Source organism: Lacinutrix jangbogonensis (genome assembly GCF_000797445.1).
Classification (GTDB): Bacteria; Bacteroidota; Bacteroidia; order Flavobacteriales; family Flavobacteriaceae; genus Lacinutrix; species Lacinutrix jangbogonensis.
The window spans coordinates 180,082-195,771 of record NZ_JSWF01000035.1; the positions used below are offsets into that span (position 1 = coordinate 180,082).

Here is a 15,690-nt window from a genome sequence, read left to right on the forward strand (position 1 = left end):
ATATGACACTCTATAAACACACACAATACGGGAAACTAATAACAGTTATTATTAGTATAGTTGCAATTACTACGCTAACTATTTTTATTTTACAAACTGGTAACAATCCAATGCCATGGATTATGTTAGTATCGATTTTACTACTGTTTTTACTCATTCTTTTATCGTTTTATAAATTAACGATAACAATAGATAAAGAAAAAATTGAAGCTAAATTTGGAATAGGCCTTATTAAACGTTCTTTAAAAATTAAAGACATTCATTACGATTCTATAGAAAAAATAAAAGTTCCAGCGCTTTATGGTATTGGCATTAGACTAACACCACAAGGATGGTTATACAATGTAAACACGGGTAATGCCATAAAAGTAAAATCTAACACAAAAACTTTTTTTGTTGGTACTGAAGATTTTGAAAAAATCAACACCGTACTAATGGGTTTGAAAAACAAAAATGAGTAACTTTAGTCTTTATATGAGACTATCAAATACTATTTGGTTTTGGATTTTACAGCTTTTTGGTTGGGGAACATTAGCGCTACTTAATACGTTATTTAAAATAGTAAATGCATCCAATCTAGATAAAACATATACCCTATTGGAAGGTGTATTATTTTTAGTTGTAGCCGTTTTTTGGACCACATTATTTCATTATTATCTCAAAAGAAAAGTAGCGTTTAACAGCATAAGCATTAAAGAAACTATTAAAATCTCAGTAAGTATAATACTCACTGTAATACTGTTTTCTCTAAGCTTAGTCTTTTTTGCTTATGTATTATATGATGCTTTTCATGAAACCAAATTAATAATAAATCTTAGTCTAATTATTTCAAATTTTATTCTCACTTTTATATATGTCTTCTTTTGGTTTGCTTGTTATCGCATTATAAAAATAACGCTTAGTTTTAGAAAAAATAAAGAAGAGCGGTTAATACTAGAATCTACATTAAAAGAGTCTCAGCTGAATACTTTAAAAGGTCAAATTAATCCACATTTTATGTTTAATAGTTTAAACAATATCCGTGGACTTATGCTGGAAGACGTTGAGAAATCTAGAGAAATGATTACCCGTTTGTCTGAGATGTTACGCTACTCGCTCACAAAAAATAAAGTTGATACTATTGCTCTAAAAGATGAATTAGAAATGGTTGAAAACTATATTGAATTATCGAAAATTCAATTTGAAGATCGTTTAATATTTGACTCTAAAATTGATAAAAGCTTATTAAATGTAGAGATTCCTCCAATGATTATTCAGATGCTTATTGAAAATGCAATAAAGCATGGTATTTCTAATTTACGAGATGGTGGAACTATCGATTTAACAATATTAGAAGCTAATAAAATACTAGAAATAAAGGTTAGCAATTCTGGAACCTTAACAGATACTAAATCGACTACTAAAGTTGGACTTGAAAATATAAAAAAAAGGCTTTCTCTACTCTATAAAGATAAGGCTAGTTTTGTTGTAGAGGCCAAAGGTGAAAATGTTATAGCCACAATTAAACTACCAATATAATGCAAAAAATAAGTGCTGTAATAGTAGAAGATTCTCGTTTAGCAAGGCAAGAGCTAAAAGAATTATTGAAAGACCATCCAGAAATTGAAATTATTGGTGAAGCCGAGAATGTAGACGATGCCGTTACACTAATTGCCAAAACGAGTCCTGCATTGCTGTTTTTAGACATTAACATGCCGGAAAAAGATGGTTTCGAGCTTTTAGAAGCTTTAGACGAAATCCCTACTGTAATATTCACTACAGCTTATGATGAGTACGCGATTAAATCTTTTGAATATAACGCTTTTGATTATTTATTGAAACCAATAAATAAAGACCGATTTGCTAAATCTATTAAAAAATTACTACCTATTCTAGAAGAAAAGGACAACACGATTGAAACGAAAGCTTTAACAGAGAATTCTCAAATTTTTATTAAAGAAGGCGAACATTGTTGGATGGTTTTATTAAAAGATATTTCTCTTTTTGAAATTGTAGGTAATTATACAAGAGTACATTTTGAAGATAAGAAACCTCTTATTTATAAATCCTTAAATCAAATTGAAGCTAAACTACCAGAGTCTCATTTCTTTAGAGTAAACCGACAACAAATTGTAAATTTAAAAAGCATTAAAAATGTAACGTCTTGGTTTAATGGTAAGCTAAAAATAGCTTTAAACGATGGTAATGAAGTAGAAGTCTCTAGAAGACAATCTCAAAAATTTAAACAGGATTTAGAGTTTTAATTGATCTCGATTAAACTTACTATTTATCTTTAGAATCTACAGACTTCGTTAATGCCGAAGAAATTATCCCGGTTGGTATAGCGACAATACCTAAACCTATCATTAATATAAAAAAAGTAAATACGCGACCTCCAACTGTTATTGGATAAACATCACCATAACCAACTGTTGTTAACGTAATAATTGCCCACCATAAACTATCAAAAATAGAAGAAAAATGTTCTGGTTGTGCTTCATGTTCAAAATAATAAATACCAACTGCAGCAAAATAAATAAGTAAGAGTGTAATAAACAGAAATAAGAAAATCTCTTCTTTAGCCGATTTTATAGCTTTAGAAAAATGCTTAATTGCTTTATTATATCTCACCAATTTTAAGACTCTAAAAAGTCTTAAAAAGCGTAATGATCTTAAGAATCTTAAATCTAATCCAAAAGACAAGTAAAAAGGTAAAATGGCAAGAAAGTCTATAATTCCAAAAAAACTAAATACAAATTTAGCTTTGCTATCCGCTACATAAATTCTTAGTATATATTCTATAGTAAAAACAATAACACAAAAGAATTCAATAATTCTTAATATGCTTTTTGTAAACGGTTCTAAATCTGGAATAGTTTCTACTGAAAATGCAACTACAGAAATTAAGATGAGTGCTTGTATAAAAAAAGAGAAATAACGACTAAGTGCATTGTCATTAATTTCAACAATAGATTTAATATAAGCTCTCATAAACTATAGCTTTATTTATTCATTCAATGCATTCCAAAGCAAATCTTTTAATTCTACTAAACCTTGCTGTGCAACACTTGATATAAACAGATACGGAATTGGTAACTCGTTATCCAATTCTACTTTTAATTCAGCTTGAAGTTCATCGTCCAACATATCGCATTTTGAAATAGCAATAAATCTGTCTTTATCCAACATTTCCGGATTGTAACGACGTAATTCGTCTAACAAAATATCATACTGCTTTTTAATATCTGGCGCATCTGCAGGGATTAAAAACAGTAAAATCGAGTTACGTTCTATATGACGGAGAAAGTAATAGCCAAGACCTTTTCCTTCGGCTGCTCCTTCAATAATACCAGGAATATCTGCCATTACAAAACTTTGAAACTCACGATGTTTTACAATACCCAAATTTGGTTTTAATGTTGTAAACTCGTAATCTGCAATTTTAGGTTTTGCAGAAGTAATTACAGATAATAGTGTCGATTTTCCTGCATTTGGAAAACCAACCAATCCAACATCTGCTAAGAGTTTAAGCTCTAAAGTAACATCCTTTTCTTCCATAGGAATTCCAGGCTGTGCATAACGTGGTGTTTGGTTTGTAGACGTTTTAAAATGCCAGTTTCCACGACCTCCTTTTCCTCCTAGGGCTATAATTCTTTCTTCACCTTCGTCGGTAATTTCAAAAAGAGTCTCGTCGGTTTCTGTATCTTTAACTACTGTACCTAAAGGCACCTCAACATACATATCTTCGCCATCTGCACCAGTACTTCTACCACTACTTCCGCTTCCGCCATGTCCAGCGCGAACGTGTCTTTTAAATTTTAAGTGTATTAATGTCCAAAGGTTAGAGCTTCCTCTTAAAATCACGTGTCCTCCACGACCACCATCTCCTCCATCTGGCCCACCTTTTGCAAGATACTTCTCGCGATGTAAATGTGTAGAACCTTGACCTCCTTTTCCAGAGGTAACGTGCATTTTTACGTAGTCAACAAAATTTCCTTCAGTCATAATAAGTTTAAAGTTATGAGTAAAAAGTTAAAAGTTACGCACTCTTATACTTACTCAAATGTATTCCTTTATTTGTCATTCCTGCGAAAGCAAGAATCCACTTTTTAAATAAAATTATTCCTTAAAAAGGAATTATAATTCATCAATACTAGTACACAAACGTTCTGTAATAGCCTCAACACTACCAAAACCATCTACTCCAAAATATTTATCTTGCGCAGAATAATAGTCTTTTAAAATGGCCGTTTTTGTGTAATATTCTTTAATTCTATTTCTAATAATACTCTCGTCTGCATCGTCTGCTCTTCCGCTAGATTTTCCGCGTTCAAGAAGTCTTCCAACTAAAACTTCGTCTTCAACTTCTAAAGCAATCATTGCATTAACTTGCGAATCTTTACTTTCCATTAGGGTATCCAGAGCTTCGGCTTGTGCATTGGTTCTTGGAAAACCATCAAAAATAAATCCGTTAGCATCTGCATTTTTCTCTACTTCTGCATTTAACATATCTATAGTCACTTGATCTGGAACCAATGCTCCTTTATCCATAAACGATTTAGCCAAAATACCCATAGCTGTTTCGTTTTTAATATTGAATCTAAAAACGTCTCCAGTAGATATGTGAACCAAATTATATTTCTCTTTTAAGAAATTAGCTTGTGTTCCCTTACCTGCACCTGGAGGTCCAAAGAGTACTAAATTAGTCATGTGTTGTGTTGTTTTTAATTGATATACTTCTGGTAAATCTCTTCCTAATCCATCATAATCTAAGCCGTAGCCAACAATAAATTTATTAGGAATTTCTATACCAACGTAATGTAGTTTAAAGTCTTTTTTATATGCTTCTGGTTTATAAAACAAAGTTGCGATTAGCAATTGTTTTATACCTTCATTTTTAAAAATGCGATGTATTTCATGGAGTGTTCTTCCTGTATCTATAATATCCTCGATAATAACAACTGTTCTACCTGTTAAATCCTGAGTTAAGCCAATTAAACGTTGAATATCGTCTGAAGATTTTACGCCTTCGTAAGACGCCAACTTGATAAAAGTAACCTCACAAGGTTTAGGATATTTTTTTACAAAATCGCTAACTACCATAAACGAACCATTAAGAACGCCAACAAATACAGGTATTTCATCTCCTAAATCGTTAGCAAGATCTTCTGCCATTTTAGCTACAGCAGCATCTATCTCTTTAGCAGAGATAAAAGGCTTAAAATATTTGTCGTGCAGCTTAATCATTACATTCATTTTATGAAAGTCGCAAAGATACGTATTTGTTAATCGAAATACGATTTTTGCGTTATCATTTTAGGTTCATTTTGCATTAAAAAACGTATTTTTGTAACACTGTTTTAACTTAAAGAATTCCGTTTTTACGCTAAATATTATGAACTATTTCTCTTCAGATTTTAAATTAGGTATTCTTGGCGGTGGGCAACTAGGCAAAATGATGCTCTACAACACCAGAAAATTCGATATCCAAACCTATGTTTTAGACCCAAGTGATGATGCGCCGTGTAAAATGGCTTGCAACGCTTTCACTCAAGGTGACTTAATGGATTTTGATGCCGTTTACAATTTTGGGAAACAAGTTGATGTATTGACTTTTGAAATTGAAAACGTAAATGTTGATGCGCTTGAAAAATTAGAAAATGAAGGCATCAAAGTATACCCTAGTTCTAAGAATTTAAGAATCATTCAAAATAAAGCAAAGCAGAAATTATTCTATTTAGATAATAATCTACCAACCTCCAATTTTTCTCGATTTGCATATGCTTCAGAAATTGAAGACACTATCTTAAATGGTGGTTTAAAATTCCCATTCGTATGGAAAAGCGCACAGTTTGGTTACGATGGAACAGGCGTGAAAATGGTGCGATCTATGGACGATTTAAAAGGTTTACCTGCTGGAGAATGTATTGCTGAAGAACTTATCGATTTTAAAAATGAACTAGCAGTTATTGTAGCTAGAAATAGTGATGGAGAAGTAAAAACATATCCTGTTGTGGAAATGGAATTTCATCCAGAAGCTAACCAAGTAGAATATGTAATTTGTCCTGCTAGAATTTCAGACGCTATTGCAAAAAAAGCGCAGGATGTCGCTTTAAATGTTTCTAAAGCATTTAACCACGTGGGTTTGTTAGCAGTAGAGCTATTCCAAACACAAGACGACAACATTTTAATAAACGAAGTGGCACCAAGGCCTCATAATTCTGGTCACCAAACCATTGAGGCAAGTTATACGTCTCAATTCGAACAACATATTCGTGCCATATTAAATTTACCTTTAGGAAAAACCGAAAGTAAAGTTGGCGGTATTATGGTAAACTTAGTAGGTGCAGAAGGTTATACTGGTGATGTTATTTACGAAAACATTGCAGAGATTATGAAAATGGAAGGCGTAACACCTCATATTTACGGAAAAAAACAAACGAGACCTTTTCGTAAAATGGGACATGTTACTATTGTAAACAAAGATTTAAGTTTAGCACGTAAAGTTGCTGAGGAGGTTAAGAAAACGATTAGAGTGATTTCAAAACAATAGAATATTTACACAAAATCAATGTGTAAAAAATGTACTTTAGCCAAACCAGTGAATAAAAATTAAACTAGTGCAAAAAATGCATAAGTTGGATTTTAAGAAAATGGAATTACCTATAAATACTGGGCTATTCAACAATTAATATTTTTTTAATTATTTACAATCTTTCTATTTTTATTTTTTTATTTTTTTATTGATAAAAAAACGAAACAAAAAAATCAAGACTGAGTATTATTTTTCTAAAAATTTCTATTGCTGCGGCACAAAAATAAAGTTTATAGATTTTTAAGATTAGTCCTCAAATGTTTCGCAATAATTTATGTTACTAAAAATTTTAGTATCGACGATTTTTGTTTAACCCTTCGCTTCAATTCATTTTTTACGTAAAATAATCTTAGGTCAGTACTATAATTCATAATCCTTTTTAAAACTTAAAACCTCTAGATAACGGAATGGCATCTCCATTTACCATAAAAACTTCTGTATTTGCAAATTGTTTTATACAATTTTGATTCACAATATAAGAGCGATGGCATTTTATAAAATTTGGTGGCAATTGTGTTTCAATTTCCGAAATCTTACCTCTTACAAATTCCTTTTTAGTATTGGTATATAAGTTTAAATAATGGCCATCTGCATTTACATAAATAAGCTCTTTTAAGTACACTTTAGATTTGTTTTTAAGCAAAATATAATCGTTAGTCACCAAAGATTTTACGGTTTCTAATTCTGTTTTTGTTTTTTCGTTCTCTATGTTTAACGATTGATTTTCTATTGTTAAAAGCCTTTTTCTTCTATCTACTTTTTTCCATCGCACAAAAGAATATAAAGCGAGTAGAAATACGCAAAACAGAAGAATACTATACACTATTTTATTTTTTTTAGAAGCTTCTTGAGCAGCCGCTAGTTCTTTTATTTTTCTATCTTTTTCTTTAACTTGGTATGCCACATCTATTTCGTAGAAATTGCTGTTTTTACGGAAGTCGTTTACTAAACTATCATATTTTTGTACATATAGTTTTTGAATGTTGCTATTTTTAGCATCTTTTAAACTATCGTAAACGCGTTTTTTAAGCTTGTGTACAATCCTATTTATTTTAACTAAGTATTTTTTATTTGGTATGGTCTTAATATCATTTAAATTATTAATTGCAGCTTCATAATTTTGTTGATTTAGTTGGTTTACTGCCATATTGATTTTAGCATACGATTGATGCAAATAATCATCGTTTTGCTTTGCAAGTAAAAAACATTCGTTTAATAAACTGGAAGCTGTCTCATACTCTTTAAGTGTAATATTAAAATTCCCAAGAGTAGATAACGTTGCAGCTTTAAACTCCTTATTATTTTTATAGTAATTTGTACTTTGAATGGCTAGCATTTTATGATAACCCGCATCGTAATCAGAAGAGTCCACAAAAAAATCGATAGCAATCTCTTGCTCTGTTTTGGCTTTCCATTTATCGTTAGTATCGTTTTTTGACAGTGCAATTAATGCGTTTAAAAAAAAGCGCCGCTCTTTGGTATAATTATGCTTGCTCGTTTCTACTTTGTGTATGCTAAATAGCAATTCTTTAAATTCTTCATCACTAAAAGTTCTAGTTTCTTTTTCATGCTCATATATTTTATAGTAACTTGCATAAGCAGAATCTTCACAGTTAATACTTCTGTAGAGATCTGCAATTTCTAATTGCTTTTTAGCATTAAAAGATTTAATTTTTTGATGCTTTTTTAATAACACAATTTGTTCTAGCTCTTTTTCATAGAAATACTCGTAAGAGATAGAATCTATTGGGATTTGTTGAGCGAAAACAAATTGTGTTAGTAGTATGAAGGCTAGTTTTTTCAAGATATTAGCAAGATATTACACCAACTACGCCTCCATTTCCTGATTGCTCTGGAGTAGCTATTCCCTTATTTTTATCATCATTATACAATAATGCTATTTTGTTTTCCAAATCAACTTCTGTCTGAATATCACATGTAATACTATGTCTATTTTTACCTTCATTGATTGTAACTCCATCAGAATGCGAAATCTGAATAATAACTAATTCAAAACCCTCTAAATTTATATCCTTAACACTTTTAATTTCAAATTTATTAAGATCATCAAATGTATTTGACACACCTTCAAAAGTTATTTTAAGTTTTTTAGTTTTGTTTTTACAAATTTCTACTTTGGCTGTAAATGATTTCATAATTTTAATTATTTATTGGTTAGTTATTAAATATAATATTTTATTATTTAGTAAAGAGATTTAATGGTATTCCTATACTTATTTTTACAGAAGCATCTTTAAATGTTTTTTCGTTGTAAAGTGAATTTTCTGCTCCAGCTAGAATTCTAAAAAATGTTTTCTTGATATTTATTTTGGACTGCACTCGAAATAAAAGACCAATTAACGTTGTGTTTATGTCTTATAATAAATAAATCTTACAAATTAGAAACTCTAAATGTTTTAATTTCGAGGAGTTTCTTTAAAAAATTCGTTTTAATTCTTAATTATTCTTTTGATTAATTTATTTCCTTTTAAGGATGTTAATTCTAATAAATATATGCCCTTACTTAAGTTATGTAAAGAAATTTGATTTAAATTTTGTTTTTGAGTTTTTACCTTTTTACCTACTAAATCGTAAATAATAAGTTGTTTTAGCCCAACTTCTGTAGAAATAAAAATTATTTCTTTTGAAGGAATAGGATATATTTCAACAAGGTTTTCTAAAGTTATTGTATTTATACTCAAAGTCCCTGTAACAGTAACTTGGACAACTGTATCATTAGTATTTCCTTTTATATCGGTAGCGGTAAGCGTTACAGAAAACACACCTTCAGAAGTAAAAGTGTCTGGCATAATACTTAGTGCAACAGAACCACAATTATCATTTGATCCATTATCTACATCTGCACTAGTAATGGTTACACTGCCGTTTACACCAAGATCTACAGTAATATTTTGACCAGATGCCACTGGATCCGTACTGTCTGTAATAACCACATTCTGAGCTTGTGTAGATGTATTACCATTACCATCATTGTACGTCCAAGTTATAGTTGTGTTTAAAGTTATAGGAAAAACCGCATCAGTAGTACCAACCATTTGTGTCAATGTACAACCATCAGTTGCTGTTGGGGCAGTAATGTTTGTAACCTCACACACGCCTTGTACTTCGTTAAGGGTGGCTGCATCAGCAATTGGCGCTTCAAAATCTATAAGTACTGCAGGATCAAAATCATAAAGACTCCAAACACCATTTGTATCTTGTACTCTTAAATGAAATGGAGTTGTGGTACAACTTGTAAAACCAGAAAAATCTACATCAATCATAAATTGTTCATTATTCCCAGTTGGTGTTAAAGCTACCGCAGTTGCGTTCCCAAAACCAGGATCTGTAACTCCCAAAAAATATTCTGCGGCAACAATAGTTGGTAATGTTGGGTTAGTAATTGGTGCACCATCCGATACATAAAATAAAAACTTATCATACATACTCCAAATACCATTTGCATCTTGTACACGTGTATAAAACCTATGAAACCCTTGAGTTAAGACACCTATGTTTATTGTAAAACTATCGGTAATATCAGTGCCAATAGTATTAACAGCAACACTTGTAGCCAAACCTAAACCAGGATCCGTATCAATAAAATACTCTATGGCTGTAATATTTGGCAATGCAGGATTTGTTATTGCAGTATTTTCAGCAACATAAAACAGCATTTTATCGTAATGACTCCAAACGCCATTAGCATCTTGTACGCGTGTGTATAATCTATGATAACCCACAGATAAATTACCGACATTTACTGTAAATGTATCTGTGATATCAGTACCTGTATTGTTAATTGTTAAGGTTGTACCTTGTCCAACACCAGGATCTGTATCTATAAAATACTCTGCATTAGTTATGTTTTGCGCTGTTGTAAACGTGCAAAAGCAAAGCAGCGTTAAAAGTGTTATATATTGTTTCATGACTGATCTTAGTTAGATTTAGCTTCAATGTTAAATGTAACTGTGCCATTACTTGTAGTTGCGCCTGTGTAGTTAGTTACCTTTACTTCAGGAACGCCTTTTGGATTACCTAAATATTTAAAAATGAAATTTTGTTGAAAACCTATGTTTCCACCATTTGCTCCTGCTCCTATCAAAGGAGAACCAGCAGGCACATCACAATTTCTTGGTAAAAACTGAAAATTGAAAAAGCAATCAGCAAAATCGTTACTATCGACATTAAATATCCCATTGTTTATATTCTGAACAGCAACACCATTATCAGGAACTACCATATTTCCGCTAGTATTTGTAAAACCACAATTATTTAAACTAAAATCCCCTGAAATTCTAAATATGCTAGATATAAGAAAAACTGAATCGGTAATATTTAGCACACCTGGCGATCTCATATAAAAGTTAGACCCACTGCCTGGTCTAAAAATATTATTTGAAATAATTACATTTAAAGGCTCTGAAATGTCAAAAGCAGAACCGCCATTGGAACTACCCGTAAAGTAATTATTACTTAAAATAATATTTGATACATCTGTCCCAACGTCCATTTTGTTAATAACAACATTGCCAGTAACGCTAACATTTGAAACGGTATAATCAGCTTGAGTTGAACTTTGTCTGCCAATACTAACTCCATTAATGAAGTTATCTTCAATACTATAATTATTTAAAACAACATTATCATTTAACGACTTTATGATTAATCCACTACCTGTGATATTGAATCCTCTTATAATGGAATTACTTGATCCATCTTCTAAAATTAAAGTAACAATTTGAGTTCTGTAAAATTCATCAGAATGAGAACGACCTATTAATGTTAAACTTTTATCTAGTCTTAAATTTCCGTCAGCAGCAGTTGATGAATAAGCAGCACCCGATTGTTGCACATAAATTATATCTCCATCACTGGCAGCATCAATTGCATCTTGTAAGTTTGAAAATTGCGCACCACTATCTGGTGTATTGTCTACTGTAAATGTTGTTTGCGCATTTGTAATAGTTATAGCACATAGTAAAATTGCTATTTTGGTTAGGGAAAGCATAATTGTTTTCATGATAATTGTGTTTAATTTAATTAATATTTAAAAGTTTAACCTTGATTTTTTGTAGAAGCATTATTTTTGTTATTTGAAAAACTGACATTAAAACCTATGCCCATCCACAAGTTGCCATTATGTTTCCAATTAACTTTGGATTGGTCTGTATTAGATAGCTTGTCCATACCAAGAAAAAAACCCATATTGACTTCCTCTGTAATATGAACTAACACGCCTCCAGAAAAAGAGAATGCAAACAAACTTGTTGGTGTATCTTCAGTAATAGTTGCATTTTCATCGTTTAATTCAACGCCAGCAATACCAATAGATAATAGTGGCTCTATCATTAAAGCATTAGCCTCTTTTCTATCAGTTCTTATTTTAGCACTAATACTTGAACCCATATTTACATTTGCTGTAAATGCAAAATCATCTAACCTTATCTTAAAAGGAACTGTAAAAACACCAATACGCCAATCCACTCTATTGTAATAAACGTCTGTCATACTCTCAAAATCTGAAATAGGCATATTAAAAATTTTGTCTTTATTTATACCGTTTAAGGCTGCTCTTAAAGTATCATTTTTATTGAAGTACAAAAATTTGAAATAAACAATACTATCGTTAATAGCACTTACTTTCAATTTATAATTTGCACCTTTTAATGTGTTTATTACTGCATCATTCTTAGTTACTCCTTCTTTTAATGTAGAAATTTCATTCCAGTTTCGAGACGCGTTGATATAGAAATTACCTCCTTTACTAATTTCCTGACTGAAACCTTTACAGAAGCAAAATATTAAAAGCATTGTGAGAAGTTTTTTTTTCATAATTTTAGTATTTATAGTTTAGTATTATTAAGTTTTGTAACAAAACCCTCTACCTAAAAACCAGCAAAGGGTGTTTTGTTTATCAACTAATTGCAATCCAAAACTGCAACAAAATCAAGGCTTACAAAAATAAATGTCGTGAGATGCAGGTTTTACATCGCGAAATGCAGAACTACAATCAAGAAATAATGAATAAGATTAAATTATCGGTATTAACCAATGACATTAAAAAACTAAAAAACGTATTTTTGTATACATAAACACGAACCAATACTAAAATTCACCATGAGCAAAGTAGGCGTAATAATGGGAAGCGATAGCGATCTTCCTATAATGCAAGAAGCAATAGATATATTAAAAGGTTTCGATATAGAAGTAGAAGTAGATATTGTTTCGGCACATAGAACACCAGAAAAATTATTCGATTACAGTAAAAACGCACATACCCGTGGTATAAAAGTAATTGTTGCTGGAGCTGGAGGCGCAGCACATTTACCAGGAATGGTAGCTGCTTTATCGCCTTTACCAATAATTGGTGTTCCTGTAAAAAGCAGAAACTCTATAGATGGTTGGGATTCTATTTTGTCTATTTTACAAATGCCCGGAGGCGTTCCTGTGGCAACAGTAGCTTTAAATGGCGCAAAAAATGCTGGTATATTAGCAGCACAAATAATTGGTACTAGTGACCAATGTGTTTTAGATAAAATTATAGTGTATAAAGAAGGTTTAAAACTTAAAGTAGAAGAAGCTTCTAGAAACCTTAAATAGCAGAAAACGCAAAAGCCCAGTCCCCTGGGCTTTCACTAGCTATTAATCTTTCTATTTATGAGTAAGACTCACATCAAAAAAACTTACAGCGAAAGTCCTAAAATTTTATCAAACCAAAAAATAAGAACAAAAAAAAATAACTTTTTAGACGAAATGCTTGAAAAATCGTCAAAATACATATTTAAGCTAAAAAAACAAGTTTCGAGAGTTAATAGCATAAAAAAAAGCCTCAAATAAATTTGAGGCTTTTCATCGCTATTAATCAATAATTTTTAAGAGAGTAACCAACTCTCGAGAAAAAATCTGTTGCAAATTTAAAGATTATTTCGATTTTTTACATCTTTTATTACAACTTTTAAAAAAAAAATATACAAAATACTGAAAATGAACACATTAACAACTATATTTTCGACCAAATACAACTCAGCGCCATTCATTCGAATTGAAAACAAGGATTTTAAACCATCCATTTTGATTCTTATTGAAGAAGCCAAGTCAGAAATTGATGCAATTATTAAAAATCCAGCTACTCCAACTTTTCAAAATACTATTGAAGCTTTAGAATTCTCAGGTCAACAATTAGATCGCGTTACTAGTATTTTCTTTAACCTAAATTCAGCAGAAACTAGTGAAGACATCCAGAAGATTGCTCAAGAAATATCGCCTATTCTTTCAGAATTCGGAAATGATATAACTTTAAACCAAGACTTATTTAAACGTGTTAAAACGATTCACGATAAAAAGGAAAGCTTACAACTTACCACAGAACAACACACTTTATTAGATAAGAAATATAAAAGCTTTTCAAGAAATGGTGCTAATTTAAATAAAGATGATAAAAACAAGCTTCGTGAAATAGATAAAAAACTAGCTAAACTAAAATTACAATTTGGAGAAAACATTTTAGCCGAAACTAATAAGTATGAATTATGCTTAACTAAAGAAAGTGATTTGTCTGGCTTACCAGAAGGCGCCAAAGAAGCGGCAAAACAACTTGCAGAAAGCAAAAACAAAGAGGGTTGGTTAATTACTTTGGATTACCCAAGCTATATTCCATTTATGACTTATGCCGATAATAGGGCTATAAGAGAAGAACTCTCTAAAGCTGCAGGAAGCAAAGCATTTAAAGGTGATGGCTTAGACAATCAAAATATAGTATTAGAAATTGCAAACTTACGTTTTGAACGCGCCAATTTATTAGGCTACAAAACACATTCGCATTTTGTACTAGAAGAACGTATGGCAGAAACTCCAGAAACCGTTCTAAATTTTTTAAACGATTTACTTTCGAAAGCAAAACCAGCAGCAATAGATGAATATAAGAATCTTGAAAACTTTGCTAAAGAATTAGATAATATTGAAAGATTAGAAAAATGGGATTCTGCTTATTATTCTGAAAAATTGAAACAAAAATTATTCAGTTTAGATGATGAACAATTAAAACCATACTTTAAATTAGAAAATTTAATAGATGGCGCTTTTACAGTGGCACAAAAACTTTTCGGTTTACATTTTGAAACGATAAATGATATCGACAAATACCACGAAGATGTTTTAACTTATAAGGTAACAAATGATAATGGCGACTTAATTTCCATTTTCTATGCTGATTTCTTTCCAAGAAAAGGCAAAAGAAATGGCGCTTGGATGACGAGCTATAAACCACAATTTGTAAAAGATGGTAATGAAGAAAGGCCACACGTTTCTATTGTTTGCAACTTTACAAAACCAACAAAAAGCAAACCTTCCTTATTAACTTTTAATGAGGTTACTACGTTATTTCACGAATTTGGTCATGCCTTACATGGTATGCTTGCAAATACAATATACCCAAGTTTATCTGGAACAAGTGTGTTTTGGGATTTTGTAGAATTACCGAGTCAGGTTATGGAAAACTGGTGTTACGAAAAAGAAGCTTTAGAATTGTTTGCTAAGCATTACGAAACTGGAGAAGTAATACCAATGGATTTAGTAAATAAAATTAAAGAGTCTGCTACTTTTCATGAAGGCATGCAAACATTAAGACAAATTAGTTTTGGCTTATTAGACATGTCATGGCATAGTAAAAACCCAGCAAATATTAAAGATGTAAAGACTTACGAAACTGAAGCTTTTAAAGACACCGATTTATATCCTGATGTTGAAGAAAATTGCATGAGTACAGCTTTTGCCCATATATTTCAAGGTGGTTACAGTTCTGGTTATTATAGCTACAAATGGGCTGAAGTATTAGATGCCGACGCCTTCGATTATTTTAAACAAAAAGGTATTTTCAACAAGGAAATAGCAACTCAATTTAAAGAGCATGTCTTGTCTCAAGGTGGAACAGAAAACCCAATGACTTTATACAAACGTTTTAGAGGTCAAGCTCCAAAACCTGAAGCTTTATTAAAACGCGCAGGATTGATAAAATAACTAAATGTCATTCTGAGCGTAGCAAAGAATCTCATTATACTTATTCTTTTTTGAGATTCTTCGCTGCGCTCTGAATGACAGATATAAAATAAAAGAGA

General features: G+C 31.2%; 14 protein-coding genes. 6 read left to right on the top strand and 8 right to left on the bottom strand.

The annotated features are described in order from the left end of the window. The first annotated feature begins 2 nt into the window (after positions 1 to 2). From RH82_RS15120 to RH82_RS15130, 3 genes are read left to right on the top strand one after another with little or no spacing between them, the layout of a single operon-like run. The gene (locus RH82_RS15120) at positions 3 to 461 is read left to right on the top strand and encodes a hypothetical protein (RefSeq protein ID WP_034061975.1); all 459 of its coding nucleotides are present in this window, start codon (positions 3 to 5) and stop codon (positions 459 to 461) included. Next, a complete protein-coding gene (locus tag RH82_RS15125) occupies positions 454 to 1,518 on the top strand; it encodes a sensor histidine kinase (protein ID WP_156112496.1) in 1,065 nt (354 codons plus the stop codon). Before RH82_RS15120 ends, RH82_RS15125 begins: the two co-directional genes overlap by 8 nt. Beyond that, positions 1,518 to 2,243, top strand: a complete 726-nt coding sequence (locus RH82_RS15130) for a LytR/AlgR family response regulator transcription factor (protein ID WP_034061979.1) — start codon at positions 1,518 to 1,520, stop codon at positions 2,241 to 2,243. The genes RH82_RS15125 and RH82_RS15130 overlap by 1 nt, the downstream gene beginning before the upstream one ends. 19 nt (positions 2,244 to 2,262) lie before the next feature. On the opposite strand, the gene RH82_RS15135 is transcribed toward RH82_RS15130, so the two are convergent. From RH82_RS15135 to RH82_RS18265, 3 genes are all read right to left on the bottom strand, one after another. Further along, entirely contained in the window at positions 2,263 to 2,970 is a 708-nt protein-coding gene (locus tag RH82_RS15135) for an ion transporter (protein ID WP_034061980.1), read from the bottom strand. A gap of 15 nt (positions 2,971 to 2,985) precedes the next feature. Beyond that, complete coding sequence (gene obgE / locus RH82_RS15140) at positions 2,986 to 3,984, bottom strand: GTPase ObgE (protein WP_034061982.1); 999 nt, start codon at positions 3,982 to 3,984, stop codon at positions 2,986 to 2,988. Positions 3,985 to 4,116: 132 nt separating this feature from the next. Continuing rightward, positions 4,117 to 5,226 carry an adenylate kinase gene (locus RH82_RS18265; protein WP_081979277.1) on the bottom strand — a complete coding sequence of 370 codons (1,110 nt, stop codon included), beginning with the start codon at positions 5,224 to 5,226 and terminating at the stop codon, positions 4,117 to 4,119. Positions 5,227 to 5,374: 148 nt separating this feature from the next. Between RH82_RS18265 and RH82_RS15150 the strand changes: the two genes are divergently transcribed. After that, entirely contained in the window at positions 5,375 to 6,532 is a 1,158-nt protein-coding gene (locus RH82_RS15150; protein ID WP_034061983.1) for a 5-(carboxyamino)imidazole ribonucleotide synthase, read from the top strand. Between the two features lie 421 nt (positions 6,533 to 6,953). Here RH82_RS15150 and RH82_RS15155 read toward each other — a convergent pair whose 3' ends face one another. From RH82_RS15155 to RH82_RS15175, 5 genes are all read right to left on the bottom strand, one after another. Beyond that, positions 6,954 to 8,378 (bottom strand): LytTR family DNA-binding domain-containing protein, encoded by a 1,425-nt coding sequence (locus RH82_RS15155; RefSeq protein ID WP_034061984.1) that lies wholly within the window; start codon positions 8,376 to 8,378, stop codon positions 6,954 to 6,956. Positions 8,379 to 8,382: 4 nt separating this feature from the next. Further along, positions 8,383 to 8,730 (bottom strand): hypothetical protein, encoded by a 348-nt coding sequence (locus RH82_RS15160; protein WP_034061986.1) that lies wholly within the window; start codon positions 8,728 to 8,730, stop codon positions 8,383 to 8,385. 294 nt (positions 8,731 to 9,024) lie between these two features. Beyond that, on the bottom strand, positions 9,025 to 10,503 hold the full coding sequence (locus RH82_RS15165; RefSeq protein ID WP_034061987.1) for a T9SS type A sorting domain-containing protein: 1,479 nt from the start codon (positions 10,501 to 10,503) through the stop codon (positions 9,025 to 9,027). 8 nt (positions 10,504 to 10,511) lie between these two features. Beyond that, positions 10,512 to 11,597: a right-handed parallel beta-helix repeat-containing protein gene (locus RH82_RS15170; RefSeq protein ID WP_034061988.1), complete on the bottom strand. Its 1,086-nt coding sequence runs from the start codon at positions 11,595 to 11,597 to the stop codon at positions 10,512 to 10,514. A gap of 35 nt (positions 11,598 to 11,632) precedes the next feature. Next, complete coding sequence (locus RH82_RS15175; RefSeq protein WP_034061989.1) at positions 11,633 to 12,409, bottom strand: hypothetical protein; 777 nt, start codon at positions 12,407 to 12,409, stop codon at positions 11,633 to 11,635. Positions 12,410 to 12,694: 285 nt separating this feature from the next. Between RH82_RS15175 and purE the strand changes: the two genes are divergently transcribed. Further along, a complete protein-coding gene (gene purE / locus RH82_RS15180; RefSeq protein ID WP_034061990.1) occupies positions 12,695 to 13,177 on the top strand; it encodes a 5-(carboxyamino)imidazole ribonucleotide mutase in 483 nt (160 codons plus the stop codon). Between the two features lie 384 nt (positions 13,178 to 13,561). Next, entirely contained in the window at positions 13,562 to 15,592 is a 2,031-nt protein-coding gene (locus tag RH82_RS15185; protein ID WP_034061993.1) for a M3 family metallopeptidase, read from the top strand. The last annotated feature ends 98 nt before the right edge of the window (positions 15,593 to 15,690 follow it).